General features: G+C 36.6%; 31 protein-coding genes. 25 read left to right on the forward strand and 6 right to left on the reverse strand.

Going from position 1 to position 26,994, the window contains the following annotated elements:
• Positions 1-6 precede the first annotated feature (6 nt).
• Positions 7-126, forward strand: a complete 120-nt coding sequence (locus tag BCR22_RS15590; protein WP_240485833.1) for a phosphoheptose isomerase family protein — start codon at positions 7-9, stop codon at positions 124-126.
• Here the strand turns inward: BCR22_RS15590 and BCR22_RS15140 are convergent.
• From BCR22_RS15140 to BCR22_RS00375, 3 genes are all read right to left on the reverse strand, one after another.
• Complete coding sequence (locus BCR22_RS15140; RefSeq protein ID WP_141706515.1) at positions 73-267, reverse strand: transposase; 195 nt, start codon at positions 265-267, stop codon at positions 73-75. The genes BCR22_RS15590 and BCR22_RS15140 overlap by 54 nt on opposite strands.
• A gap of 88 nt (positions 268-355) precedes the next feature.
• Positions 356-1,057, reverse strand: coding sequence for a histidine phosphatase family protein (locus tag BCR22_RS00370; protein WP_069653020.1), 702 nt, complete (start codon positions 1,055-1,057; stop codon positions 356-358).
• A 43-nt stretch (positions 1,058-1,100) separates the two neighbouring features.
• Positions 1,101-1,727, reverse strand: a complete 627-nt coding sequence (locus tag BCR22_RS00375; RefSeq protein WP_069653021.1) for an MBL fold metallo-hydrolase — start codon at positions 1,725-1,727, stop codon at positions 1,101-1,103.
• Positions 1,728-1,927: 200 nt separating this feature from the next.
• Here BCR22_RS00375 and BCR22_RS00380 point away from each other — a divergent pair, with 200 nt between their 5' ends.
• The 6 genes from BCR22_RS00380 (at position 1,928) to BCR22_RS00405 (ending at position 7,850) form a co-directional block, all read left to right on the forward strand.
• On the forward strand, positions 1,928-2,287 hold the full coding sequence (locus BCR22_RS00380; protein ID WP_083241704.1) for a hypothetical protein: 360 nt from the start codon (positions 1,928-1,930) through the stop codon (positions 2,285-2,287).
• Between the two features lie 190 nt (positions 2,288-2,477).
• Positions 2,478-3,854, forward strand: a complete 1,377-nt coding sequence (gene guaD / locus BCR22_RS00385; RefSeq protein ID WP_205634343.1) for a guanine deaminase — start codon at positions 2,478-2,480, stop codon at positions 3,852-3,854.
• A gap of 1 nt (position 3,855) precedes the next feature.
• The gene (locus tag BCR22_RS00390) at positions 3,856-5,226 is read left to right on the forward strand and encodes a uracil-xanthine permease family protein (protein WP_069653023.1); all 1,371 of its coding nucleotides are present in this window, start codon (positions 3,856-3,858) and stop codon (positions 5,224-5,226) included.
• A gap of 193 nt (positions 5,227-5,419) precedes the next feature.
• The gene (gene guaC / locus BCR22_RS00395; protein ID WP_069653024.1) at positions 5,420-6,397 is read left to right on the forward strand and encodes a GMP reductase; all 978 of its coding nucleotides are present in this window, start codon (positions 5,420-5,422) and stop codon (positions 6,395-6,397) included.
• A gap of 140 nt (positions 6,398-6,537) precedes the next feature.
• On the forward strand, positions 6,538-6,867 hold the full coding sequence (locus BCR22_RS00400; protein ID WP_069653025.1) for a PadR family transcriptional regulator: 330 nt from the start codon (positions 6,538-6,540) through the stop codon (positions 6,865-6,867).
• A complete protein-coding gene (locus BCR22_RS00405) occupies positions 6,867-7,850 on the forward strand; it encodes a permease prefix domain 1-containing protein (protein WP_069653026.1) in 984 nt (327 codons plus the stop codon). The genes BCR22_RS00400 and BCR22_RS00405 overlap by 1 nt, the downstream gene beginning before the upstream one ends.
• A 54-nt stretch (positions 7,851-7,904) precedes the next feature.
• On the opposite strand, the gene BCR22_RS00410 is transcribed toward BCR22_RS00405, so the two are convergent.
• A complete protein-coding gene (locus BCR22_RS00410; protein WP_069653027.1) occupies positions 7,905-8,453 on the reverse strand; it encodes an ECF transporter S component in 549 nt (182 codons plus the stop codon).
• 4 nt (positions 8,454-8,457) lie between these two features.
• Entirely contained in the window at positions 8,458-9,288 is an 831-nt protein-coding gene (gene thiD / locus BCR22_RS00415) for a bifunctional hydroxymethylpyrimidine kinase/phosphomethylpyrimidine kinase (RefSeq protein ID WP_069653028.1), read from the reverse strand.
• Positions 9,289-9,674: 386 nt separating this feature from the next.
• Here thiD and BCR22_RS00420 point away from each other — a divergent pair, with 386 nt between their 5' ends.
• From BCR22_RS00420 to thrB, 8 genes are all read left to right on the forward strand, one after another.
• Entirely contained in the window at positions 9,675-11,108 is a 1,434-nt protein-coding gene (locus BCR22_RS00420) for an aminotransferase-like domain-containing protein (protein ID WP_069653029.1), read from the forward strand.
• Between the two features lie 38 nt (positions 11,109-11,146).
• Positions 11,147-11,872: a nitroreductase family protein gene (locus BCR22_RS00425; RefSeq protein WP_069653030.1), complete on the forward strand. Its 726-nt coding sequence runs from the start codon at positions 11,147-11,149 to the stop codon at positions 11,870-11,872.
• Between the two features lie 117 nt (positions 11,873-11,989).
• On the forward strand, positions 11,990-13,714 hold the full coding sequence (locus BCR22_RS00430) for a phospho-sugar mutase (RefSeq protein WP_069653031.1): 1,725 nt from the start codon (positions 11,990-11,992) through the stop codon (positions 13,712-13,714).
• 191 nt (positions 13,715-13,905) lie between these two features.
• Positions 13,906-14,682: a pyrroline-5-carboxylate reductase gene (proC, locus tag BCR22_RS00435; protein ID WP_069653032.1), complete on the forward strand. Its 777-nt coding sequence runs from the start codon at positions 13,906-13,908 to the stop codon at positions 14,680-14,682.
• Between the two features lie 143 nt (positions 14,683-14,825).
• On the forward strand, positions 14,826-15,113 hold the full coding sequence (locus tag BCR22_RS00440) for an ArsR/SmtB family transcription factor (RefSeq protein ID WP_069653033.1): 288 nt from the start codon (positions 14,826-14,828) through the stop codon (positions 15,111-15,113).
• A gap of 134 nt (positions 15,114-15,247) precedes the next feature.
• On the forward strand, positions 15,248-16,537 hold the full coding sequence (locus BCR22_RS00445) for a homoserine dehydrogenase (RefSeq protein ID WP_069653034.1): 1,290 nt from the start codon (positions 15,248-15,250) through the stop codon (positions 16,535-16,537).
• 3 nt (positions 16,538-16,540) lie between these two features.
• Complete coding sequence (thrC, locus tag BCR22_RS00450; RefSeq protein ID WP_069653035.1) at positions 16,541-17,599, forward strand: threonine synthase; 1,059 nt, start codon at positions 16,541-16,543, stop codon at positions 17,597-17,599.
• Positions 17,596-18,459 carry a homoserine kinase gene (gene thrB / locus BCR22_RS00455; protein ID WP_069653036.1) on the forward strand — a complete coding sequence of 288 codons (864 nt, stop codon included), beginning with the start codon at positions 17,596-17,598 and terminating at the stop codon, positions 18,457-18,459. The genes thrC and thrB overlap by 4 nt, the downstream gene beginning before the upstream one ends.
• Before the next feature lie 60 nt (positions 18,460-18,519).
• On the opposite strand, the gene BCR22_RS00460 is transcribed toward thrB, so the two are convergent.
• Positions 18,520-19,377, reverse strand: a complete 858-nt coding sequence (locus tag BCR22_RS00460; RefSeq protein ID WP_069653037.1) for a pyruvate, water dikinase regulatory protein — start codon at positions 19,375-19,377, stop codon at positions 18,520-18,522.
• Positions 19,378-19,476: 99 nt separating this feature from the next.
• On the opposite strand from BCR22_RS00460, the gene BCR22_RS00465 reads away from it, so the two are divergent.
• From BCR22_RS00465 to recO, 10 genes are all read left to right on the forward strand, one after another.
• Positions 19,477-19,905: a Fur family transcriptional regulator gene (locus tag BCR22_RS00465; protein ID WP_069653038.1), complete on the forward strand. Its 429-nt coding sequence runs from the start codon at positions 19,477-19,479 to the stop codon at positions 19,903-19,905.
• 207 nt (positions 19,906-20,112) lie between these two features.
• The gene (gene rpsU, locus BCR22_RS00470) at positions 20,113-20,289 is read left to right on the forward strand and encodes a 30S ribosomal protein S21 (RefSeq protein ID WP_002356740.1); all 177 of its coding nucleotides are present in this window, start codon (positions 20,113-20,115) and stop codon (positions 20,287-20,289) included.
• A gap of 25 nt (positions 20,290-20,314) precedes the next feature.
• Positions 20,315-20,764: a GatB/YqeY domain-containing protein gene (locus BCR22_RS00475; protein ID WP_069653039.1), complete on the forward strand. Its 450-nt coding sequence runs from the start codon at positions 20,315-20,317 to the stop codon at positions 20,762-20,764.
• 5 nt (positions 20,765-20,769) lie between these two features.
• Entirely contained in the window at positions 20,770-20,895 is a 126-nt protein-coding gene (locus tag BCR22_RS15815) for a hypothetical protein (protein WP_258379373.1), read from the forward strand.
• A gap of 57 nt (positions 20,896-20,952) precedes the next feature.
• Positions 20,953-21,921, forward strand: a complete 969-nt coding sequence (locus BCR22_RS00480; RefSeq protein WP_069653201.1) for a PhoH family protein — start codon at positions 20,953-20,955, stop codon at positions 21,919-21,921.
• Positions 21,922-21,953: 32 nt separating this feature from the next.
• Positions 21,954-24,152, forward strand: a complete 2,199-nt coding sequence (locus BCR22_RS00485) for an HD family phosphohydrolase (RefSeq protein ID WP_069653040.1) — start codon at positions 21,954-21,956, stop codon at positions 24,150-24,152.
• Positions 24,152-24,628 (forward strand): rRNA maturation RNase YbeY, encoded by a 477-nt coding sequence (ybeY, locus tag BCR22_RS00490; protein ID WP_069653041.1) that lies wholly within the window; start codon positions 24,152-24,154, stop codon positions 24,626-24,628. Before BCR22_RS00485 ends, ybeY begins: the two co-directional genes overlap by 1 nt.
• Complete coding sequence (locus BCR22_RS00495) at positions 24,612-25,013, forward strand: diacylglycerol kinase family protein (RefSeq protein WP_205634344.1); 402 nt, start codon at positions 24,612-24,614, stop codon at positions 25,011-25,013. Before ybeY ends, BCR22_RS00495 begins: the two co-directional genes overlap by 17 nt.
• Positions 25,014-25,025: 12 nt before the next feature.
• Complete coding sequence (era, locus tag BCR22_RS00500) at positions 25,026-25,928, forward strand: GTPase Era (RefSeq protein WP_069653043.1); 903 nt, start codon at positions 25,026-25,028, stop codon at positions 25,926-25,928.
• Positions 25,929-26,020: 92 nt separating this feature from the next.
• Positions 26,021-26,812, forward strand: a complete 792-nt coding sequence (recO, locus tag BCR22_RS00505) for a DNA repair protein RecO (RefSeq protein ID WP_069653044.1) — start codon at positions 26,021-26,023, stop codon at positions 26,810-26,812.
• Positions 26,813-26,994: the final 182 nt, after the last annotated feature.

A 26,994-nucleotide genomic window follows, 5' to 3' on the forward strand; every position in this document is an offset into this window, starting at 1 on the left:
AATGCTTTGGCGGATCTTGCTATTGAGAAAGGCTTGGCGGTAATTGGTTTGACCGCTAACTCTAATTCAGCGTTAGCACGAAAAAGTTCGATTCTGTTGCTGACACCTATTGGAGAAGAAGCCTAATTTGTCTACAATCTTTACCCATTTGTTTACATTTAAATCAGCTGGAATACCGTATCGGCGAGCTAGAGTCACATACCCAACTTCACCCCTCTGATACGCTTGAACTACTGATTTTTTAAAGTCATAATCATATTTAACCATTATAAAAAGCCCCCCCAATTTAGATTTTCTGGTCTAACTTAAGGGGCTCACTTCACTTGTTTTTTCTCGCACTCTTATTTTTGATAGTTTAGGTAGTAGAGAAAATCGCATGTCCTTTGTCGATATAGTGGGTATCATTGACTGTATCAATTGTAAATTTACCATTTTCATAGATTAATTTAGTCACACTGCCATTTTCAAGAGCAATCTGCATAGGTAAACGATTATCGATCAATGACATTAAGAATGAAATCGTCAATCCATGAGAAACAATCATGACATTACCACCACCATGTTTCTCTCGATGGTAGGCAATATCTTTAAATCCGCTCCAAACTCGGTCACGGATTTTATCGTAAGGTTCTGCCCAGTTTGCCGTGTCAGCAGTGATGATAGCGTCAGCCAATTCTTTATAGCTGATGCTATTTGTCATCATATCCTCATAGTTTTTATATGCTAAGATTCTAGGAACAACACCCCAAAGTTCGCCATCATACCCTCCATCCAGAGAGCCAAAACACCATTCACGAATGCGGCTATCGGTATTGTAAGGAATGTTTGCGCCATTTTGATGTTCTTGTAAAATGATACGCGCAGTTTGCATTGCGCGTCCGCTGTCACTAGAGTATGCCTCTTTAAAATCGATCTCTCGTAAACCAAGACCTAAATAGAGAATCGTCTTTTCTCCCTCTCTAGTCAAGGGGGTATCTGACCAGCCTTGAGTTCGACCTATTGTATTGAACATCGTCTTACCGTGACGGATGATGTAGAGTGTTGTTGGTTCATTCATATCCTAGTTCCTCCTTTAGTAGCTCGATAACGATTGATCCTTTTTAGTTAAAAAATGGATTGGTTTTCTTTTCGTGTTCGATAGTCGTTGCGTCTCCGTGTCCAGAATAGGCTGGAAATTCATCAGGTAACGTGAAAAGATAGGTTTTGATACTGTGAAGTAATTGCTGCATGTCACCAGTGTGTAAATCAGTTCTACCAATGCTTCCTTTAAATAACGCATCACCTGTAACAACAAAGTCATCAAACACGAAACTTACACTCCCAATTGAATGGCCAGGTGTTGGTACTACAGTAAACGACATACCACCTAAATTGTAATCAGTCATTTCAAATTCTACTTCAGCAGGTTGTACAATAATATCAGCAATGTCATTGTGGCGGCCCAAGCCAGATAAGTTAAGGACCGGGTTAGATAACCATTCTTGTTCTAATGGGCTAACATAAACAGGAATAGTGTATTGGTGGCGGAGTTCCTCAACTGCACCGATGTGATCATAATGAGTATGTGTTAGTAAAATAGCAATCGGTTTTTTACCTGTCTTTTCAATTAATGCAGCTATTTTTTCTGCTTCAGCACCTGGATCAATGATTAATAAATTCGTTTCATTATAAATTAAGTAACAATTTTCTTGGATAACACCCGTTTGGATTCGTTCGATTTTAAGCATAGTTATTTGCCTCCTAATAAATATGATTTCTACTTCAGTATAACTCAATTATCGCCAGAATCAAAAAACATCGCTATCCTTATTAGCATATTATGAAAACTTAGATGAGAAATATAGAGCCAATGGATGAAGTATCAATAATGTACATTTATTTTCCAATCAATCATAATAGAGAAAGAGTAAAAAGGAGTCGATTGAAAATGAAAAAAGTTAATGCGTTTTTAAAACAAATTCCAGCTCTATTATCCAGTAAAGTCTCTATATTTATTTACCTATTTCTTTTTTTCTATCTCGTTGTTTTCGCTGTTCTAACAATGTGGATTCCTATATTGAAAAATGTACAACCTTCTGCTAATGTTCAATTGATTTTAGGGAATTACACCAATGTCTTGAGTGCTTTAGGTGCTTCTTTGGCCGCAGGAAGTGGTACTCTTATCCATCACAGCTTATCAACACTGCATAAGAAACACGATAAAATGCATGATGAGCTGCAAAAAACGATTGCCGAACTGCATGATAAAATCGATCATTTAGAGGCTGAGAAAAAACAACTAAAATAATGGATGATAGTTTGCTTTGTAAAACAAAACGTTGTAAGTTTTGTTTTACTTTTTTTGCTTCGAACAGGATGAAAGTTCGTGTTTTGGATATTTTTAGCAAATTTTCAACACGGGATTAAGAAAAAATGTGGAATAAATACGAATTATTCTATATAATGATGTTTGTATTGTTATGAGAGGAGCAATTATCTTGTTTAAATTTATTGTAAAAGGAACTGGATTTTCAAGTATTGACTCAAAAAATGTAAAAGCATTCAAGAACTGTCTGTTTTGTATCTCAGAAGAAGGTACGGTAGGTGCCATTATCTCTCCAGAAGAAAAGGAATATCAAGCACTTATTAAAGAGTATTCCGAAAAAAATAAATTTCAAGAATTAACTCAGGGACAGTTTATTCTCCCTGGTTTTATCGATCTTCATATCCACGCACCTCAATGGGCGCAAGCTGGAACTGCGTTGGATCTTCCTTTATATGACTGGCTGAATACGTATACTTTTCCGCTAGAAGCCAAATTTTCTGATAGGCACTTTGCAGAGACTGTTTATTCAGATTTAGTTTCCCAATTAATAAAAAATGGCACTACAACAGCCTTGTATTTTGCGACAGTGCATCGTCAGTCTAGTTTGCGTTTAGCAGAAATTTGTAGCGAAAAAGGGCAGAGAGGTTTAGTTGGTAAAGTTGTTATGGACGATCCAGAACAGAACCCTGAATATTATCGAGATGCGACAGCGAATGAAGCGTTAGCGGAAACAGAGCTATTCATTCAAGAGGTACTAGAATTAAATAAGCGAACACCTCAAGGAGTCTATCCAGTTGTAACGCCTCGTTTTATTCCAAGCTGTACAGATGATTCTTTAAAAGGTTTGGGTGCTTTGGCGGCTAAATATGATGTTCATATTCAATCTCATTGTAGTGAAAGTGACTGGGCACATTCATTTGTTCAAGAGCGTTTTGGTAAAAATGATGCATTTGCATTAAATGATTTTGGATTACTAACAGAAAAAGCTATTATGGCACATTGTGGTTTTCTGTCAGACGATGATATGGCATTATTTGCCGATAAAGGAACGGCAGTTGCGCATTGTCCGATTTCCAATGCATATTTTGGTAATGCCGTTACACCAATTGCTAAACTATTAAACAATTATAAAATAGAAACAGGATTAGGTAGTGATATTTCCGGTGGGTTTTCACCAAGTTTGTTTGATAATATTAGACAAGCAGTAATATCTTCTCGAATGCTAGAAGACGGGGTCGATAAAGAATGTTGCAGTGAAAAGCGTGGTGTTGCAGGTTCTAGTATTTCTTTAAACGAAGCTTTTTATCTAGCAACCGCAGGCGGTGGGGAATCATTGAGCTTACCAATAGGAAAGTTAGCGGTTGATTATGCTTGGGATGTTCAAATTGTGGATAGTAAAACATTACCTATCTTTTCTGACGAAGAACCGTTATTGTCTATTTTCCAAAAGATTCTTTACTTATCGCGCCCTGAACATATCCATGAGGTTTGGATTCAGGGAAAAAAAGTTCATGATAGAAATAGGATGGAAGTAGAGGTGCAAGCATAAAATGGGTGAAACAAAAACAAAACCATCAAAACTAACGGTTGGTCCGAATGATGATTTATCAATTGGGCAATCAGTCCTTTTAGGCATTCAGCATGTTTTAGCAATGGATGTTTATGTCGTACCGTTTATTATTGCGTCAATTATTGGTTTGACAACAAAAGAGTCTTCGGCGTTGATTCAATCAACCTTTATAGCTGCAGGGCTTGCTACGATTATTCAATCGTATTTTTGTATGAAACTACCTGTGGCACAAGGTCCATCATTTATCCCGATTGGATCCGTTGCAGGTATTTATTTTGCCAATAGTCAAAATGGCAATGGATGGGGAACTGTTTTAGGTGCAAGCTTGATTGGAGCAATTTTAGTTATTATTTTAGGTGTAACAGGTATTTTTAATCGTTTGATCAAAGCTTTTGTACCACCGATTGTTGGAGGGACAATCATCTTTATTGTTGGTTTGTCGTTGATGCCAGTTGCGTTAAATGACAATGTTTTTAATGCTTCAGGAGATTTAGGTCAAAACATTTTACTTGCAATCATTGCGGCAGTATCACTCATTTTCTTCGCGATGATCGGATCGCGTTTTACTGGAAAAGGTCGGATTTTTAGAATTTCTTCAGTTATTTTGGCATTAATTATTGGGAGTTTTGCAGCTCAATTTATGGGGATTCTTGACGTATCTCAAGTTGGAAATGCACCATTAATAAGTGTTCCGCAATTACCTTTTGTTGATTTTCATTTTTCATTTGATGTTTCATCTATTTTAACAATGGCTATTATTTACATTGTGCTGATGGCTGAAACGACAGGAACTTGGTTTGCAGTAAGCAATGTCTGCGAAGAGCCATTGACTGATGAAAATATCAATAGAGGAGTTGTAGGAGAAGGATTGGGCTGTTTGATTTCATCATTACTAGGGACAACCCCAGTTACAGGATACTCAACCAATGCAGGAATCATTTCGATCACAGGCGTTGCTAGTAAAAAAGTATTCGTAGCAGCAGGTGCCTGGTTTGTCGTTTTTGGTTTATCGGGTAAACTGTCAACGCTGATATCTTCAATACCTGCGCCAGTGATTGGCGGTGTTTTTGTCATTGTTTGTGGCATTATTTCAATAAGCGGACTCAAAGTAATGAAAGAAGTTGATATCAATGAGAAACAAATGTACGTAATTGCGATACCAATGATCTTAACACTTGCATTAACGTTGATCCCTAAAGAATTTATTCAATCATTACCACAATTTTTGCAATATCTTTTCAGCTCATCTGTCGCCACTGCTTCGATTGCTGCTATACTTTTAAATTGCTTATTGCCTAACGAAAAGATTGAGGAATCAATAACTGAACATGAAGGTGAAAAAGCCATATAAAATAGCAGAAAAATAAATTTTCGATCAAAACACGAATAATGTTCTTCATATTATTACATTTTTCGTTATTTACCTTTGACTTTTGCAGATGAATAGTGTAAATTAGCATAGGTGTTCGAAAATGCGAACTTTTATCAAGTTAATGTTCGTGTTTTTGCGTGTTTTATTAGAATTTATTAGGAGGCAATACAGTATGAAAGTTTTTGATTACGAAGATGTCCAATTAATTCCCAATAAGTGTATTGTGAACAGTCGTTCTGAATGTGATACAGTCGTGAAACTAGGGAAACATACCTTTAAAATGCCTGTCGTACCTGCGAACATGCAGACGATTATTGATGAAGATATTGCGGAGTTTCTAGCAAAAAATGATTATTTTTATATCATGCATCGCTTTGATGAAAATGCTCGAATTCCTTTTATTGAAAAAATGAATGCGAAAGGCTTGATTACATCTATAAGCGTAGGTGTAAAAGAAGCTGAATACGGTTTTGTAGAAGAATTAGCGGAGCGGAATTTAGTTCCTGATTATGTAACGATTGATATTGCCCATGGGCATTCCAATGCAGTGATCAATATGATTCAACATCTGAAAAAACATTTACCAGATACGTTCGTTATTGCTGGAAATGTTGGGACACCTGAAGCTGTGCGCGAATTAGAAAATGCCGGAGCGGATGCAACGAAAGTCGGTATTGGGCCGGGGAAAGTTTGTATCACGAAAATCAAAACAGGTTTTGGCACTGGCGGGTGGCAGTTAGCTGCACTACGTTGGTGTGCTAAAGCTGCAAGAAAACCGATTATTGCAGATGGTGGGATTCGTACACCAGGAGATGTGGCAAAATCAGTTCGTTTTGGTGCAACTATGGTCATGATTGGGTCATTATTTGCTGGTCATGAAGAATCACCAGGTGAGACCAAAGTAGAAAATGGTGTAGTCTATAAAGAATATTTCGGTAGTGCTTCGGAATTTCAAAAAGGTGAAAAGAAAAATGTTGAAGGTAAGAAAATTTGGATTCAACATAAGGGCAGCTTAGCAGATACGCTAACAGAAATGCAACAAGATTTACAATCTTCCATCTCTTATGCTGGCGGACGTGATCTTGAAGCAATTCGTAAAGTCGATTATGTTATTGTAAAAAATTCGATTTTTAATGGTGATACAATTTAACAAAAATAAAGAGGTTAGACTATTGCGCATAGAGCAATAGTCTAACCTCTTTATTTTTACTTTACCTGTCGTAGTAATTGTGCTATTATTATTACAACGACAGACGTAGTACGACAGATAGAGTAATTGGAGGTGATTTAATGATCGGCAGTGATGCAATCAGAGGGTATAACGATACATTTATTTTATCTGTATTGCAGGAAGGAGATTCATATGGTTACGCAATCTCCAAAAGAATTACTGAAATTTCAGAAGATAATTATTCAATTAAAGAGACAACATTGTATTCTGCCTTTAACCGTTTGGAAAAAAATGGTTTTATCGATTCTTTTCCGGGTCAAATCACACACGGTAAAAAAAGAACTTATTATAAAATCACATCATCTGGAAAAGAATATTTAGAAGAAAAAATCGCAGAATGGGTATTAACTAAAAAAGTCGTTGAACGTTTTATCAAGGAGGAAAAATAATGAACACTATTAAGGATTATATCGACAGTTTATTTTTAGGAATAACCGAAACTAGTCAAACCAAACAATTAAAAGAAGATTTATTAGCAAGTGCAGAAGATCGGTATGAAGATTTAAAAAAACAAGGCAAATCTGAAAATGAAGCAATTGGTAACGTCATTTCAGAGTTTGGATCAATTGATGAATTAGTCGAAGAAATGAATATAAAACAAGAGTTTATCGATGACAAAGGATTCGAGTTAGATGGAATTACTTTAGACGAGTCTATTCGTTTTTTTAATATTCGACGTAAAGGCGCTACATTCATTGGTTTGGGTGTGATGACAATTATGATAGGTGCAGCAGCTTTCTTCACATCTGTGGGGGTGTCAGGCGGGACGTATGGTACAGGTTTTGGGTTGCTATTTTTCTTTCTCGGTGCGGCCGTGGGTGTTCCTTTATTTATTATCGCCGGAACAAGCATGGGTAACTCAACTAGAAAGCTAGACGATCGTTTTATTCCCACTCAAGTAAAAACAGAAGCTAAGAAAAGAAAAGAGGACTTTCAACGATCGTTTGTCTTTTGTATGGTAGCTGGAGTAGTATTGTGCATTTTGTCAGTGATACCTGTAGTCTTATTCTCTTTAGTGGATCCAACAGTTGGGAACGAATTATTTGGCGTTGGTTGCATGTTTCTGTTAGCATCTTTAGGTGTATTCTTCTTTATTTTTGGTGGTGTCATCATGGGAAGTTTTAGTAAAATCCTTGAACAGACCTATTTTATTTCAGTTGAAGGAGAATTAGGGCCAAAAGCGAAAGCTGAACGAGATGGTCAAAAACCTAGTTGGTTCCAGACGCTTGAAAAAATTTATTGGCCAATTATAGTTGCTGTCTTTTTGTGCCAAGGTTTCTTCTTAGGAAATTGGGGAACAAATTGGATTATTTTTCCAATAGGTGGGATTGCTTTTGGAATACTGGAAAATATTTTTAGTAAAAATGAATAAAAAGGCGAGGCAAAACTAATGATCTGTTTTGTCTCGTCTTTTTTTTAAAACTAACTAAAATGATTGTCTCGTGAAGATGATTGTCATTGCCTTTTTTAACGGGAAATAGACAAGTGATACAATAACGATGGTCGTTGCGACATTAATAAAAGTAGCCGGTAGTTTTGACAAGGCACTTATAAAAGAGATGCTAAAGTCTGCGCCTGCAAGTAGTCCCATTGCCGTATTCTTTAATTGAGTCATAATGATCTTGACAATACCAGTTACAGCAGCTACGACAATAACTTTCCATACGGTATCAATATTTTTCTGGAAAAATAAAATGGTTAGAGCTGCTGCACCGCCAACGATAAAGCTTTCTAAAATAAAATAAGGAGCTTCAGCAGCAAAACCATTTAAAATATCAAAAATAGCAAAACCTAAACCACCAGCAAGAGCTCCTTTTTTGTAGCCGATCAAAAGAACGGCTAATAATAAAACTGAATTACCCAAGTGAGCAAAAGCACCAGTAGGCATAGGAATTTTAATCATTGTACCTAAAACCGTCAAAGCCGCAAATAGGCCGACTAAAACAATTGAAGTTGTTGAACTTTTCTGATTCATTAAATCACTCCTCTTTTTTGCCCATTCGATCTTCGGCGTGATTGTAAGCACCATGCCAAACATGACCGAGAAAAGGATTGATTTTTTGACCATTTTTAATAGCGGCGGATACAAATTTTTTAGCAAGAGCAACAGCATCAATGACTGGATAGCCTTTAGCAAGACCAGCAGTTACAGCTGCTGCGAAAGTACAACCTGCTCCATGATTATAGTCAGTAGAAAATAACTCATCCTCAAAAACAGTAAACGTACTTCCATCATAAAACAGATCGACTGCCCTATCTGTTTTTAAGCGGTGACCACCTTTAATTACAACATTTTTAGGTCCCAGCTCAATGATCTTTTTTGCTGCATCTTTCATTTGTTCAACAGAAGTCAGTTCACCTATTCCAGATAAAATCCCGGCTTCTACTAAATTGGGTGTTGTTATCGTCGCTGTAGGCAATAACAAGCGAGTCATTGCGGCGACATTTTCAGGTTGTAGTAGTTCATTTGTACCTTTACAAGCCATTACAGGATCAATTACGATATTGCTCATTTTGTAGTTATCAATATAACCTCGTGTTATTTCAATTGCTTCAATAGTTCCAAGCATTCCTGTTTTCATCGCATCGAGTGGACCACCAGCAAAAATAGTTTTTAACTGTTTTTCCACTAATGCAGGTTCAATCGGTGTAACAGTATGACTCCAACCCTCGTCCGGGTCCATAGTCACAATGCTAGTTAAAGCTGAAAAACCAAATGTTCCATATTCTTCAAACGTTTTTAAATCAGCTTGAATCCCTGCGCCACCACTAGAATCCGAACCAGCAACTGTTAATACTTTTTTTATCATCGTCTAACCCCTATTCGAAAATATTTTAATATATGTATTGTAAAACAAACATAAGTTGACAAAAACAGCCAATTGGGTTATTTTCAGGTCATCCAATTGCTGCGAATCACGAAGAACGAAGAGATTCGATGATGAGCAGTACAAGACGAGCAAAGCGAGAGTTGCTCCTTCGTTATGAATCACGAAGAACGAAGAGATTCGATGATGAGCAGTACAAGACGAGCAAAGCGAGAGTTGAACCTTGAATATGAATCAAGCATAATTAGTAAAAAATATGTAAACAACTAAACCTTATAAGAACGTATCTTGCTATAATAGTTCTCTTAATTTAATGATTCGACTAAAGGATATGATTCTCTACTTCAAAAAAATGGGAGGTAAAATAAATGTGGTCATTAAAAAAAGAAAAAGGTGTTCCAGTGTATGTAAGTATCATCGAATTGATTCTCTCCTACATAAAAAATGGTGATCTTTTACCTGGTGAACATTTACCTTCAGAAAGAAAATTAGCAACTTACTTTCAAGTCAATCGTTCCACTGTTGTGCATGCGTTAGATGAGCTTGTTTCTTTAGGCTGGATCATTAGAAAACAAGGGAGTGGAACATTCGTCAACGAAGGGAAGTGGGGAATCAGTACAACGCCAAGAACAGATTGGCGTCTTTACCTAGAACAAAATGCTTTCGCTAAGGTTGATCCGTTCACAGAACAAATTGAAAGGCTGATCAAGCAATCAGATACAAACGTTTTGGATTTGTATACGGGAGAATTGCCAATGGACTTGATTCCAAGTTTTTCGTTTCCACCTTTGACATGGAAACATTTTTTGGAAGAAGAGCAACAAAATGACTTAGGTTATCTGCCATTAAGGCAATCAATCAGTCGTCAAACGGAAAAAGATTATGGGTTCTCACTTCCTTCAGAGAGTTTATTGATTACGTCAGGCGCACAGCAAGCGTTATTTTTAATTTTACAAGTGTTGTTACAATCCGGTGATAGTGTAGCAATCGAAGATCCTTCTTTTCTTTATGCACTTCCTATTTTTCAAGCAGCAGGTATTCGTCTTTATGGCGTGAAAATGGATCAAGAAGGAATCAATCTTGAAGCGCTTGAAAAAATGATTCGTCAACATCGAGTCAAAATGGTCATGGTCAATCCATCATTTCAAAACCCGACAGGGAAAACAATGTCAATGGAACGAAGACAAGCATTGGTTAAACTGTGTCAAAATTATCAAGTTCCAATTTTAGAGGATGATGTTTTTGCTAACCTTAATTTTGTTCCGTCAGATCAAATCCTGCCTTTAAAAAAATTGGACCCTGAAAATGTCCTATATATCGGTTCTCTTTCAAAAATCTTGGGATCGACAACTAAAATAGGATGGCTGAGTGCACCGACTTCAGTAAATCAGCAATTAGCAGAAGCAAGAAAGATGATGGATTTTTCGTTAAGTATTTTCCCACAATTATTGGCGAATTTAGCCTTAACAGATAAAGAGTTTTCAAGTAAAATCACTCACTTGAAACAGACTGTAGAGCAACGAGGCAAATCAGTATTCGATGTGTTAGACAAAATGGTCGAGTGGGATGTAACTATGCCTAAGGGAGGGTTTTATATTTGGGCAACTTGGAAACAAGGAAAACTTCGGCCAAAAGATTGGACGATATTTTTACAAGAAGGATTGTTGATTGCACCAAGTTTTTTCTTTAGTGAAAATCAAGATAGTATACGAATTAATTTTACCAGAGTTGATGAAAACAATTTGCTGATATTGAAAGAAAAATTACGAGCAGTCACACAAAAAATTGCTATGGATTCCTAAACACTATGATAAAATAAGGATAAATGGAGGGAATCTACATGAATAAAACGATTGAAATTTTGAAAAATCGACGCAGTTATCGTGATTTTGACGAGAATCATGCTATTTCTAAAGAAGAATTACAAGCAATACTAGATGCGGCTCGACAGGCACCGAGCTGGATGAATGGCCAATTTTACAGTATTATCGTTCTTCAACAAAAGGAACTACGTGAACAATTAGTTCAGTGGAATCCAGGCAATCCGCATATAGCAAAAAGCTCAGTATTTTTGGTCTTTATAGGAGATCTTCATCGTACAAAGATGGTCAGTACAGCTCACGAAACTTTATATCCTATTGACGAAAGCATTGAACCGATTCTTTTAGCTACGACTGATGCTGCTTTGGCGCTTGAAAATGCAGTGATAGCTGTTGAAAGTTTAGGATTAGGCTCAGTTGTTGTAGGAAGTATCCGTAAACATGGAAAGGAAATCAGCCAATTGTTAAACTTACCAGAGTATACTTTTCCATTATTTGGTTTGAGTATTGGGAAACCGACAGTTGAGATGGAAATCAAACCACGCTTGCCTGAACCAACAGTTATTCACTATGATCGATATCAATCCTATGCATACACCTTGATCGAACAATATAATCAAATAATGGAAGCCTTTGGTGAAGCGAGAGAAACGAAACCCTGGAGTCAAAAATTTGCGGATTATTTCGGAACAAAGCCAACGATGATGACAGACCAATTATTACAATGTCAACGGCTATTAAAGTAATACTCCTAGTTGCTTGACAAGTTAAGCTGTTTTTACGTGACTTCACTTTCTTCTCAAGCTCCGGAATGATATACTTAAACTGGGAAAGAATATAAATGATTAAAAGAGGTGTTAAACATGTCTTGGGAACAAGTCTATGAACAGTGGATGAATGAAGAAAATATACCAGAAAATTTAAAAAAAGAATTGCAAGATTTAAAAGAGGATCCTGAAAAATGTGAAGATGCTTTTTATGCACCTTTAGAGTTTGGGACTGCTGGTATGCGCGGTATTTTAGGTGCTGGTGTCAATCGAATGAATATTTTTACGATTCGTCAAGCAACCGAAGGATTAGCTCGATTTATGGATGCTGAAGGAGCAGAGACAAAAAGACGCGGAGTCGCAATTGCCTATGATTCTCGTCATATGTCACCGGAATTTGCAATGGAAGCGGCAAAAACATTAGCACAACACGGTATTCCAGCATTCGTTTTTGAAAGTTTACGACCAACACCTGAATTGTCTTTTGCAGTTCGTTACTTAAATGCCTTTTCAGGGATCATGATCACAGCTTCTCACAATCCTGCAGCTTACAATGGTTATAAAGTCTATGGGGCAGATGGCGGACAAATGCCACCAGCTGATGCTGATGCTTTAACGAAATACGTTCGCGAAGTTGAAAACCCATTAAAAGTAGAAGTGTTATCAGAGGATCAAGCAAAACAAAGTGATTTGATTACGATTATTGGTGAAGAAGTTGATACTGCTTACTTGAAAGAAGTAAAGACAGTGACAATCAATCAAGAGTTGATCAATGATATGGGCAAAGAATTAAAACTAGTTTATACGCCATTGCATGGTACTGGGAAAATGCTAGGTGAAAAAGCGTTGAAACAAGCTGGATTTGAAAAATTTGTACTTGTTCCAGAACAGGCAATTGCAGATCCAGATTTTACAACGGTTAAATCACCAAATCCAGAAGAACACTCTGCTTTTGAATATGCTATCCGTCTAGGTGAAAAAGAAGATGCGGATCTATTGATTGCAACTGATCCAGATGCTGATCGTTTGGGTGCAGCAGTTCGTTTACCAAATGGAAGCTATCAGGTTCTAACAGGGAATCAATTGGGATCGATCATGATTCAATATATTTTAGAAGCACATAAACAAGCAGGAACTTTACCAGAAAATGCAGTTGTTTTGAAATCAATTGTTTCCAGTGAATTAGCCACAGCGATCACAGCGAAGTACAATACAAAAATGGTAGATGTCTTAACAGGATTTAAGTTTATTGCTGAGAAAATCGAACAGTATGAGGAAGACCATTCTCAATCATTTATGTTTGGTTTTGAAGAGAGTTATGGTTATTTAGTAAAATCATTTGTTCGTGATAAAGATGCAATCCAAGCTCTTGTCTTATTAGCCGAAGTTGCAGCATTCTACAAGAAACAAGGAAAAACCCTTTATGATGGGCTACAAGATATCTTTGAAGAGTATGGTTATTTTGAAGAAAAAACAATTTCAGTCACTTTAAGCGGAATTGAAGGCAGTGAAAAAATCAAGGCACTAATGAAAAAATTCCGTGAAGAAGCACCAACCTCATTTGCTAATATCAAGGTAACACAAACAGAGGATTTTAAAGAATTAACGAGAACATTCACTGATGGAAAAGTCGAAGCATTATCAACGCCACCTTCAGATGTATTAAAATATTTCTTGGAAGATGGTAGCTGGATTGCGATACGCCCGTCTGGAACTGAACCCAAGATCAAATTTTATTTGGCTACAAAAGCTGCTTCGCAAACAGAAGCTGATCAAAAAATAAATAATTTCGAACAAGCTGTTAATGCATTAACAGAATAAAAAGAACGAGATTTAGAGGTTGAGATAAAAAGCATTAAGCTTCGATAAATAAGAAGAAATTCACGGGAATTGTACGTCGATTTTTTGTGAATTTCAGCTTATTTAATCAGAAGATGCTTTCTTCTCGCCGCTTATTTGGGTTGATAGGAAATTACTAATTCATGATGAGAAACATATAAGGAGTGGTAGAAATGAATATTGGCTTTATCGGTGCTGGTCACATGGGTAGCGCAATGATTGAAGGTCTTTTAAAAGCTAAAACTGTAGTGCAAGAAAATTTATTTGTAAAAGGCGGTTCAAGCGGTACAGCTGAAGTGTTACAAAAAAAACTTGGGTTCAAATTAATCAAAGATTATGATGCTTTAAAAGACTGCCAAGTGATTTTTATCGCTACAGGAGCAAAAATCGTCCTAGATATTTTAAAACAAGCAGCGCCAAGTCTGAGCAAAGGGACGATTCTTATTTCAGTTGCAACTGGACATACGGTAGAAGAAGCCCAAGCCATTTTAGGTGATGAAATTTATGTTGTTCATGCTATTCCTAACACGCCAGTCAGTGTCAATGCAGGAATGATCGGTACTGTTTTTTCAGATGAGATGCCTGCAGAATCAAAAACTGAGGCAACTCGTGTCTTGGAAACGTTAGGAAAAGTCGAAGAAGTTAGTGAGAGTATTCTAGGCACCTTTGGTACTGTTGCTGGATGTAGTCCAGCATTTGTTGATATCTTTATGGAAGCATTGGCTGATGGTGCTGTATTGGAAGGCATGCCTCGTGCTCTTTCTTATGAAATCATTGCACAAATGATGTTGGGCTCTGCCAAACTTGCGATTGAAACTAAAAAACATCCTGGAGAGTTAAAAGATGGTGTAACATCTCCAGGAGGAAGTACAATCAAAGGCGTTACAGCGTTAGAAAAAAATGGATTCAGATATGCTGTGATTGATGCAGTCAAACAAGCGAATAGTTAACATGAATAAAGTTGAAAGACAATTTGGGATCAGTTCGCTATCCTATATTGTCTTTTTTTAAACTATGTGAAAGAAAAATTCTATCCTCTTTTAAAAAAAGTTTGCTATAATAAGCAAGAGAACAAACGAAAGGAAGCTCAGCGATGAAAGAAATAGATGAGATTCAAAAAGTTAGTCAGCTATACAAAGTGTTGAGTGATCCAACTAGGTTAAGAATTTTACTACTATTAAAAAAGGGAGAGCTTAATGTAACAGCAATCAGTGCTCAGCTGACAATGGAACAGTCAGCAGTTTCCCATCAATTAAAATTATTAAGAGACAGCCATGTAGTGAAATCAAGACGTGAAGGAAAAACAATCTATTATACACTGGATGATCATCACGTTATTGATATTCTTAATCAAACATTCGAACATATCAAACACCAATAACTCGCCTTTTCTGTAGGTTTACTAAGGTAAATTCAAAGAAAAGGGTAGTTTTTTTTACGTCAGTTAGGTATACTAGAAACATGTTTTATTAGAAAAAAATGAAATGTTTCTAATTAATAGTTGGAGGAAGAAGAATGAAGGAAAAACTAAAAATTGGTTTACTTGGATTAGGTACAGTCGGATCAGGTGTACCAACAATTTTACAAGAACATCAAGAAAAAATTTCGCAAGTGACGGGTATGGAAGTCTCAATTTCAAAAGCCTTAGTTCGTGATGAAGAAGAAAAACGACGTTTAGCTGAGAAATTTGATATTCAACTCACAACAACTATTGAGGATATTATCAATGATGATGAAATCAAGATTATTGTAGAATTAATAGGCAAAGTAGAACCAGCAAAAACCTTCATTACTAAAGCACTTCAAAATGGTAAACATATCGTGACGGCGAACAAAGATCTTTTAGCGCAACATGGGAGCGAACTAGTAGCCATAGCACAAAAAAATCATTGTGATTTATATTATGAAGCAAGTGTTGCTGGTGGAATTCCTATTTTGCGGACGATTGCCAATAGTTTAGCTGCAGATAATATCCAAAAGGTGTTAGGAATTGTCAATGGAACAACTAACTATATGTTGACGCAGATGGTTTCAGAAAAGAAAACATATGATCAAGCACTAAAAGAAGCGCAAGAATTAGGGTTTGCTGAATCTGATCCAACAAATGATGTAGATGGTATTGATGCCGCCTATAAAATGGTTATTTTAACTCAATTTGCTTTTGGGATGGACATTCAGTTGGACCAAATTGAGACACGTGGCATTCGTGGTCTATCCTTAGATGATGTTGAAATGGCTGCTCAATTAGGCTATGAAGTGAAATTGATTGGTTCTTCGGAGAACAAAGAAGGCAGTATTGCAGTAGAAGTTGGGCCGATGCTGGTGGCAAAATCACATCCGATTGCTTCTGTCCGTAATGAATTTAATGCTGTTTTTATTGAAAGCTCAGGCGTTGGTGAATCAATGTATTATGGACCCGGTGCAGGTGCGAAGCCGACTGCAACAAGTGTCGTTAGCGATATTATCACGATTGCTAAGAATATCCGTCTAGGAACAACAGGACAGATGTTTAATTCTTATCAACATGATAAAAAACTGGCAAAAGATGAGACAGTCTCTGGAAAATATTATTTCTCAATTGAAGTGCCGGATCAACATGGTCAAATCTTAAAGTTAACTCAGATAATGACGGAAGCAAATGTTAGCTTTGACCAGTTAGTTCAGCAAAAGTCTGACGGTACTAGAGCTAGAATCGTTGCAATCACACATACAATTTCAAAAAAACAAATGAAACAAGTAACAGAAGAAATCGGATCAACTGATGGATTCGAACTATTAAATACATTTAAGGTATTGGGGGATTAATCAATGTACGAAGGATTATTAAAACAATATAAGGAATATTTACCGATCACAGACAAAACACCCATGATTTCATTGGCTGAAGGAAATACACCTTTGATTCCATTACACAGCTTATCAAAAGAATTAGGAATCAATTTATATGGAAAATATGAAGGACTAAACCCAACTGGTTCATTCAAAGACCGTGGAATGGTAATGGCTGTAGCGAAAGCGGTTGAAGAAGGAGCAAAAGCAATTGTTTGTGCCTCAACTGGAAATACAAGCGCAGCCGCAGCCGCCTATGCTACTAGAGCAGGTGTCAAAGCGTATGTTGTTATTCCAGATGGTAAGATTGCAATGGGCAAATTAGCACAAGCGATTATATATGGTGCAGATATCATCTCAATTCCCGGTAATTTTGACGAAGCATTAAAAACAGTTCGTAATATTGCTGAAACTGAAGCAGTTGCATTAGTGAATTCGGTGAATCCGTATCGTTTAGAAGGGCAAAAAACTGCAGCTTTCGAAGTGTGTGAGCAACTAGGAAAAGCGCCTGATGTGTTGGCTATTCCAGTTGGAAATGCAGGAAATATCTCTGCTTATTGGAAAGGATTCAAAGAATGGCATGATATAAAAGGCACATTATTGCCAAGAATGCATGGCTTTGAAGCAGAGGGGGCTGCGGCTATCGTGAAAGGTGAAGTGATCGAACAACCTGAAACAATTGCAACAGCGATCCGTATCGGGAATCCAGCTAGCTGGAAGTTAGCTGAAGCGGCTCGTGATGAATCAAAAGGGCATATCGATTCTGTTACAGATGAGGAAATCCTGAATGCTTATCGCAAAGTAGCGGCCCAAGATGGTGTATTTGTTGAACCAGGCTCTGCTGCCTCTTTAGCAGGTGTTATTCAACACGTGAAAAACGGGAAAATCAAACCAGGTGAAACGGTTGTAACGGTTTTTACTGGTAATGGATTGAAAGATCCAGATACAGCAATCAATGCAACGGATGTAAAAATCTCTAAAATGAGTGATTTAGAAGAAATGCGTCTACATTTACGCAACGGAGTGTCTGAACTATGAAAATAAGAATTCCCGCAACCAGCGCAAATCTAGGTCCGGGTTTTGACTCATGTGGTATTGCTGTATCGCAATATCTTCATATCGAAGTGTTGGAAAATACGAAGGAATGGAAAATTCTCCATTCTTTAGGAACAGACATCCCAACCGATGAAACAAATCTACTGATTCAAACGGCATTAAAATTAGCTCCCGAACTTTCACCTAAAGTATTAAAAATGACGTCAGATATTCCTTTGGCTAGAGGTCTAGGTAGTAGTTCGAGCGTAATTGTAGGAGGGATCGAGCTAGCCAATCGTCTAGGGAATTTGAACTTATCTCAAAAGGATAAATTACAAATTGCAACGGAGATTGAAGGTCATCCAGATAATGTTGCTCCAGCAATATACGGTGATTTTGTTGTGGCAAGTTATATTGATGGCGAAGTACATTCTGTAAAGCATCATTTTCCAATGTGTGACGTGATTGCATATATTCCAGATGTTCAACTATTGACAGCTGAAAGTCGTAGTGTACTTCCTTCTTCTATTCCGTATAAAGAAGCGGTTCAAGCAAGCTCTATTGCCAACGTAATGATTGCTGCAATCTTGAACGGCAATTTACCATTAGCTGGTATAATGATGGAAAAAGATCGCTGGCACGAATCTTATCGTAAAAATCTTGTTCCACATTTAGATGAAATACGAGCTCTAGGTCATAAAGTTGGGGCGTATGGTGCATTTTTAAGCGGGGCTGGTCCGACGGTATTGATTTTGTCTCCAGAAGAAAAAACAGATCAAATGGTTCAAGAACTAGAAAAATTACCTCTTTTAGCTACCATCAATGTGCTATCGGTAGATAAAGAAGGTATTCAAGTCTTTTAAAAAAATAAGAGCAGTGAGATGTTTATTGACCTCAATGCTCTTATTTTTTATTTTACTAATTTAAACCTCAGGCGATTCCGTTGCATAATAACTATGATCTTCTAAATTCAACGCATTTAAAATCATTGAAGCCGTCTCTTCAATTGATAAAGAAGCAACATTGATTACCACACAACCTAATTTTTCGTATAAATCATTCGCAAACGTTAACTCTTTTCTGATCTTTTCAATATCTGAATAAGAAGTATTGGCTGGCAGCCCATAAGTTCTCATTCGTTCTTTACGGATACCGTTCAAGATATCTGGATCATTTGTCAATCCAACAATTTTTTTAGGATTCGTTTCCCACAATTGTTTTGGTAAATGCGCTTCAGGAATCAACGGTAAATTTGCTACTTTTAAATTTTTATTGGCCAAAAATAGACTAAGCGGTGTCTTAGATGTTCTAGAAACGCCTAATAAGAGTACATCCGCTTCTAAAAACCCTCTCGGATCTTTACCATCGTCGTATTTTACAGCAAATTCCATTGCCTCGATTCGTTTAAAGTAATTTTCATTTAAATGATGCAAAGCCCCTGGTTCTCTGGTAGGTGCTACACCGGTCAATCTTTCGATTTCAGCTACTGGTGGTGTTAAGATATCAAAGTGATATAAATCATGTTCTTCAAAAAAATCATTCGCAATCTTTACTAAACGATCATTTACAATCGTATGTAAAACCATGGCATTTTCACGTTTGGCATCCTCAAGTGCTTTTCTTAGTTTATCTTCTTCTTTGGCAAAGGTTCGTCTAAATAGCGAAAAGTCTACAGTAGGGTATTGTGCCATAGAAGCGGCTGCCAGTTTTGAAGCTGTTTCTCCTGCTGAATCAGAAATGACGAAGATCGTCACACATTTTTTTTGTTCATTTGTTGTCATAGTATGATTCCTCTCTTGCTTTTTTTATAGATTTATTATACCATACCTTCATGAATCTTATTCGTAATGATTTTGATTTAAGAATTGGAGGTTACCATGATGACACAGTCAAATTCAAAAGTAGAGCAGTCATTAGCAGTGATGAAAAAAAATGGCTTAAAATACACAAAAAAAAGAGAAGCAATGATCACGTATCTAATTAGAAGGAATCGTTATATTTCTGCTAGAGAAGTTTATGAATTTATGAATCAAGAATATAAAGGTGTAAGTTATGATACTATTTACCGAAATTTACACGATTTCGAAACGTTTGATCTGTTAGAAACAACTGACTTGAATGGAGAAAAAAAATTTCGTTTTCATTGTTGTCAGGAAGTTGGGCATCATCACCATTTTATCTGCACAGTTTGCGGAAAAACAAAGGAAATTCACATGTGCCCGATGGATTTTTTTAAAGAACAATTAAGTGGTTGTGAAATTGAAGGACATCGATTTGAAATTTTTGGTCGATGTGAAGAGTGCCAGTGAGTATTTTTTTCAGAAAAAATCATGAATATAGCATATGTGTGTATAACTTTACTCATTTTGAAACTTTTTTGTGCATTTTTTCAATACAAAGGTTGACGTTAAAATAACCATTCGATATAATAAGGAAAGAACGGTAATTTATTTATGGTAAACAATTCATAAATATAAAAAACGGTTACTTTTTAAGCTCGGAGGGAGGGAATTAACATGTCAAAAACTGTCGTTCGTAAAAACGAATCTCTTGACGATGCTCTTCGTCGCTTCAAACGTTCCGTTTCAAAAGCGGGTACTTTACAAGAATCTCGTAAACGTGAATTCTACGAAAAACCAAGTGTAAAGCGTAAGAAAAAATCTGAAGCAGCTAGAAAACGTAAAAAATTCTAGTTTTCGATGAATTGGAGTTGGTTGTATGTCATTACTAACAATATTGAATGACGATATCAAGGCAGCAATGAAGTCAAAGGATAAAGAAACATTATCCGTACTTCGTATGCTGAAAGCAGCCATTCAAAATGAGCAGATTAAAACTGGCCGTGATTTGAACGGAGAAGAAGAGTTAACAGTTTTGTCTCGTGAGATGAAACAACGCAGAGATTCTTTATCAGAGTTTGAAAATGCGGAGCGTGACGATCTTGCTGACAAAGTAAAAATCGAAATCGCAATTGTTGAAAAATATATGCCAAAACAACTATCTGACGAAGAAATTCGTCAGATAGTTCAGACGGCAATTGATCAGACCGAAGCGTCTTCATCAAAGGAATTTGGTAAAGTTATGAGTGCTGTAATGCCTAAAGTCAAAGGTAAAGCAGACGGCAATCAGGTCAATGCAATTGTAAAAGAATTACTACAAGAGAATTAGTCAAAATGAAAAAACCAACGGATTTCCGTTGGTTTTTTTGTTCAAAAATTGCAGAACAAGAAGTGGGCGGTATGGATGCTTCTGTGAAAAAAGAAAAACAAGTATCTAGTTTTAGCCCACTCTCTTTTTAATAAATAAATAATATGGTATGATTATAAAGAATGAAAAATAAAGGAGATGGGCATTTTTTGACAGAAAATCAGTCAATATCTTTGGAATTGAAATTAAACGATTCTGATGATGTGAGTATGCTTTTAGGAACCCATGACAAACATATAAAATATTTAGAAGAAAATGCACTAGTTACAATCAACACACGAGGTGAGATGATTCAATTAATTGGAGAAGAATCAGAAGTTCAATTGATTGCATCTGTTTTACGTACACTTTTAGTACTGATTAAGCGTGGCATTAAAATCAGTACGGCAGATGTTGTTTCTGCTTTGAAAATGGCAAGAAGTGGCGATTTGGATACGTTTGTGACAATGTACGAAGAAGAAATCCTAAAAGATCACCATGGTAGAGCGATTCGCATAAAAAATGTTGGCCAAAAAAAATATATCGATGCCGTACGAAAACGTGATATTATTTTTGGAATCGGTCCAGCAGGAACGGGTAAGACCTTTTTAGCTGTGGTTATGGCTGTGTCAGCATTAAAAAAAGGAGAAGTCCAAAAAATTATTCTGACCCGCCCAGCTGTTGAAGCAGGAGAAAGTCTAGGTTTTTTACCAGGCGATTTAAAAGAAAAAGTAGATCCTTATCTACGACCTGTTTATGATGCGTTATATCAAGTTTTTGGTATGGAACATACGAACCGTTTGATGGAGCGTGGCGTTATTGAAATTGCACCATTGGCTTATATGAGAGGGCGAACGTTGGATGATGCTTTTGTAATTCTTGACGAAGCTCAAAATACGACCGTTGCTCAAATGAAGATGTTTTTGACAAGGTTAGGGTTTAATTCAAGAATGATCGTCAATGGAGATACCAGTCAGATCGACTTGCCTAAGGGTGTAGCGAGCGGGCTGATTCATGCAGAAAAAACATTACAATCTATCGATAAAATAGCGTTCGTTCATTTTGATGCCGGAGATGTTGTAAGACATCCAGTTGTTGCTCAAATTATTCGAGCCTATGAAAAAGAAAATCAAAAATAGGTTAAAAACTGCGGAAAGGAGTGAAAATTCCGTTGAAATACTGGTTACTAAAATTACGCGATAAATTAGGGAAGGCTTATATCCCTATACTTTTACTCGTTTTTTCAAGTTTTTTATTCATCATTATGTTTGGTAGTGTGTATCAGAAAAGAGTGGAAATAAAAGAAGGTCAGCTTGCTGAGAATACCATTCGAGCGAATAAAAATATTGAAAACACTTATGAAACGGCACAAAAGAAAAAGTTAGCAGCTGAAGCTGTTACTCCTGAGTACATTTATCAGGAAGAAACAGCAGATGTTCAGCACAAACGAATCGAAAAGCTATTTAAGCTTATTGTGAATGCAAATGAAAAGACAGAAAAAGAATATGAAGAAAAAAAAGCGAAAGCTAAAAAAGATGAAACGATTCCGAGACCAACAATTGAAGAAAGAATCGCAAATTTAAAGTCTCAATTTGAATCGTTAGATCAAGACGAAGTCGCTTTTTATCAAAAATTTCCGAATGTATTTTATCAAAACATTTTTTCATTGACTGAAAGTCAGATTCAGCAAGTAAAAAATGAAAGTTTGAAGATTGTTGATGAAAAGATGAAGGATCATGTTCGAGAAGCTGATTTGGATTCTATTCGGCAAAGTGCAATTGAAAAAATCCAATTTCTTGATGTTACTAGTACGATGCAACAAGAAATTCGTTATATTGTCAATCAAGGAATTGTAGCGAATGATTTTGCAAACGATAAAAAGACAAAAGAAATGCGTCAAAATGCTATGGATGCCGTACCGCCAGCGATGATCTATCAAGGTGAAATTATCGTTCGTGAGGGAACGCAGATTGACAGCAAAGCAATGGAAAAATTGGAAATATTAGGTATGACAAATCAAAGTACCTCGTTATTTCCGATGGTAGCATTAGCATTAGCGATTGTATTACAAGTATTCGTTCTGATTTTCTTTACGAAACAAGTGACAGAAGAAGGTAGACGTAGACATTTTATTTTATTCTATGTAGGGGCAATGTCTTTAAGTGTCATATTGATGAAGTTTTTCCAAATTTTCCAAACAGAACAAATGATGTATATTTCATTGTTCTTTCCGGCAGCATTTACGCCACTTGTATTAAATTATTTTGTAAGTAGAAGAGCGGGCGTCTTGGCAGCTGTTTTCCAAGTCATTTTTTCACTATTTATATTTTATAATTCTATTGGAACCAACTCATTGACTATTATTTTAGTCAGTTATATGTTTTCTGGTCTGTTGGCAACAGTGGTCAAACGGACACGGATCGCTGAACAAGGATTGGTTGCAGTTTTTTGGGTCATTATTTTCCCAATATGTGTTGATTTTATTTTAATGGTTTACCAGGGGATGAGCTTTTTTGACAGTAAATCATGGACAATGATGATTTGTGCCTTAGCCGGTACCGTCTTGTCCTTCTTAGCGACGATGGGCCTTCATCCTTATATTGAGTTACTTGTAACTGATGACAGTGTGATTGTCTTAAATGAGCTAAGTAACCCAAATCACCCTCTGTTAAAACAACTACTTGAAGAAGCGCCAGGAACGTATCATCATAGTATGATGGTAGCAAGTTTAAGTGCGAATGCAGTTGCTGAAATCGGTGGGCGTTCATTATTGACTCGAGTTGCTTGTTATTATCATGATATCGGCAAGATTAAACATGCTAATTTCTTCGTTGAAAACTTACCGGCTGGAGCCGAAAATCCACATAATTTCTTGTTGCCAGAAGATAGCAAACAAATTATATTTGGACATGTTATCGATGGAGCAAAAATATTAGAAGAGTATCGTATGCCTGAAATGGTCATCGACATTTGTCGTCAACATCATGGAACAACGTTAATGAAGTTTTTCTATGTAAAAGCAAAAGAGCGAAATTCTGAGATATCTGAAGCAGATTTCAGATATCCAGGTCCAAAACCTCAAACAAGAGAAGCGGGAATCGTTAGTATTGCAGATACATGCGAGGCTGCAGTTCGCGCCATGGATCATCCAACAAACGACAAAATCCAAGCGTTTGTTCATAACGTTATTCAGGATCGAATTTCGGATGGGCAATTGGATGATTGTGGCTTAACGATGAAAGAAATTCGAATCATCGAGAAATCTTTAGTCAATGGGTTATGTAGTACGTTCCATTCTAGAATCAAGTACCCAAAGATGAAATCTGAAGCAGAAGAAATGAAAGTTGAACAAGAAAAGAGAGATGACTAATGGATATTTCATTTATTGATGAAACAACTAGTTTATCAAAAGAAAATTTAGAAGAAGTTGAAAATCTGCTGCAATTCGCAGCTGATTTTCTGAAAATATCTGAAGATACAGAAATGTCCGTATCCTTTATGGATAATGCAGGGATTCAGGTAATCAATAGAGAGTATCGCGGAAAAGATGTTCCCACTGATGTGATCAGTTTTGCGTTAGAAGAAGAAGGCGAAGATGAATTGCCGATTATTTTTGAAGATTCTGCAGAAGCTTTTCCAAGAAATCTTGGCGATATCATGATATCGACTGAGCGAGCGACCGAACAAGCAGAAGAATACGGTCATTCTTTTGAACGTGAATTAGGCTTTTTGGCTGTGCATGGTTTTTTACATTTAAATGGTTACGATCATATGGAACCTGAGGATGAGAAAGAAATGTTTGGTTTACAGAAAGAGATCTTAGATGCCTATGGACTCAAAAGATAAGCGGACGCAGAAGAATAAACATTTTATAGCCTCATTGGAGTTTGCTCTTCAAGGAATCAAAACAGTATTCAAGGAAGAACGGAACATGCGGACCCATACTGTAATGGGGATTGTAGCAATTGTTATTGGTATTGTCTTTCGATTGACGACACCAGAATGGTTGTGGTTGTTACTTGCAATCTTTCTAGTATTAGTGATGGAGATTATTAATACAGTATTTGAAAATGTCGTAGATATGGTGACGGATTTCCATTTTCATCCAATTGGTAAAAAAATAAAAGATATGGCTGCAGGCGCAGTTCTTTTAACGACAGGATTTGCTGTAGTTGTTGGAATACTGTTGTTTGTTCCGAAAATTTGGCAGATAATACAAGATTTTTTATAGAGGAGAGAAACAATGACTGAAACACATAAATCCGGATTTGTAGCGATCGTAGGAAGACCAAATGTTGGGAAATCTACTTTGTTGAATCGTATTGTCGGACAAAAAATTGCAATTATGAGTGATAAAGCTCAAACGACCAGAAATAAAATACAAGGAATTTATACAGTTCCAGAAGCACAAATCGTTTTTATTGATACGCCCGGTATTCACAAGCCGAAACATCGTTTAGGTGATTTTATGGTTGAGACAGCTTATAGCGCATTACGAGAAGTAGATGCAACCTTATTTATGATCAGTGCAGACCAAAAAAGAGGTAAAGGCGATGATTTTATCATTGAACGCCTTAAAACGATGACGAGCCCTGTTTATTTAGTAATCAACAAAATCGATACAGTTCATCCAGATCAGCTTTTAGGCATCATAGAAGACTACTCAAGTCAAATGGAATTTGCAGAAGTTGTACCGATTTCAGCTACTGAAGGAAATAATGTGGATCGTTTGATGGCTGTTTTAGTTGATCAGATGCCGGAAGGCCCACAGTATTTTCCAGATGACCAAATAACAGATCATCCTGAGTACTTTATTGTTTCGGAATTAGTACGTGAGAAAGTATTGTTGCTTACTAGAGATGAAATTCCTCATTCTGTTGCTGTCGTAGTTGATTCGATGAAACGCGATGAGAATGATAAGGTACGTATTCAAGCAACGATTATCGTTGAACGAGATAGCCAAAAAGGAATTATCATCGGTAAGGGCGGTAAGATGCTTAAACAAATCGGAACAAAAGCCAGACAAGATATTGAACATTTACTTGACGATAAAGTTTACTTAGAGCTTTGGGTAAAAGTACAAAAGGATTGGCGTGATAAAAAAGTACATTTACAAGACTTTGGTTATCGCAAAGACGATTATTAGGAAGAACGAGTGAACAATTCTGTATTATTACGGAATTGTTCTTTTGCGTCTATCTCTGCTAAAATAGACTAGAGCGTATAGGAGGCGAAAACATGACTTTAGGGGAAACGAAAGGGATTATTTTATTTACCAAAGACTACAAAGAAAAAGATAAATTAGTCAAAATTTTTACGGAATCTTTTGGTAAATTGATGTTTTTTGTCAAAGGAGCACATCGCAAAAATAATCCGATTGGTCCTGCTATTTTGCCTTTTACAGAAGCCATATATATTGGGGACTTTAGATTAGATGGATTGTCATTTTTGAATGGAAGCAAAGAAGTCCAAGCATTTCGAATGATCCAGAGTGACATTTTTATAAACGCTTATGCAACCTATATTTTAAATTTAGTGGATGCGGCAATCGATGATCGGACTTACGATCCCAACTTGTATCATTTTGTTCAGCAGGCATTGCGTTTGTTAAACGAGGATAAAGATGCGGAGATTATCACAAACATCTTTGAAATCCAGTTATTAAGTCGTTTTGGTATTACGCCTGAATGGACACATTGTGCAGTCTGTGAAGAAACGCGGGGGAAATTTGACTATTCTTCGAAGTATAGCGGGGTTCTTTGTGAGCGACATTGGCATCTTGATAACCATCGTTACCATGCCGATCCAAGAGCAATTCATTTCATTCGTCTTTTTTCTGCGATTTCATATGATAAGGTTCAGGATATCAATGTTAAGTCAGAAACAAAGGCAGCAATCAGGCAAACGATTGATGAACTATATGATGAGTATGTTGGGATCAATCTAAAGAGTAAGAAATTTATCGATCAAATGAAAAGTTGGGAAGATACTTTGAAACTACCAAGACGAAAAATAAAGGACGAAGAATGAGACAAGACTGTATCTTAACTTTAAATCGTTAAGCAGTAGTATGTATAGTTGATTTTTATCGAGATCCTTATAATATCATCAAGTAGACAAATATTCCGTTTAGTCACAATTTCTTTTGTTTCCAACTTCTCATTTGTATTAGAGTTTTTTTAAGTGGTAAACCTTTTAACTATTGCAGTTTT

The sequence above is a fragment of the Enterococcus plantarum genome, from assembly GCF_001730295.1.
GTDB classification, from domain to species: domain Bacteria; phylum Bacillota; class Bacilli; order Lactobacillales; family Enterococcaceae; genus Enterococcus_L; species Enterococcus_L plantarum.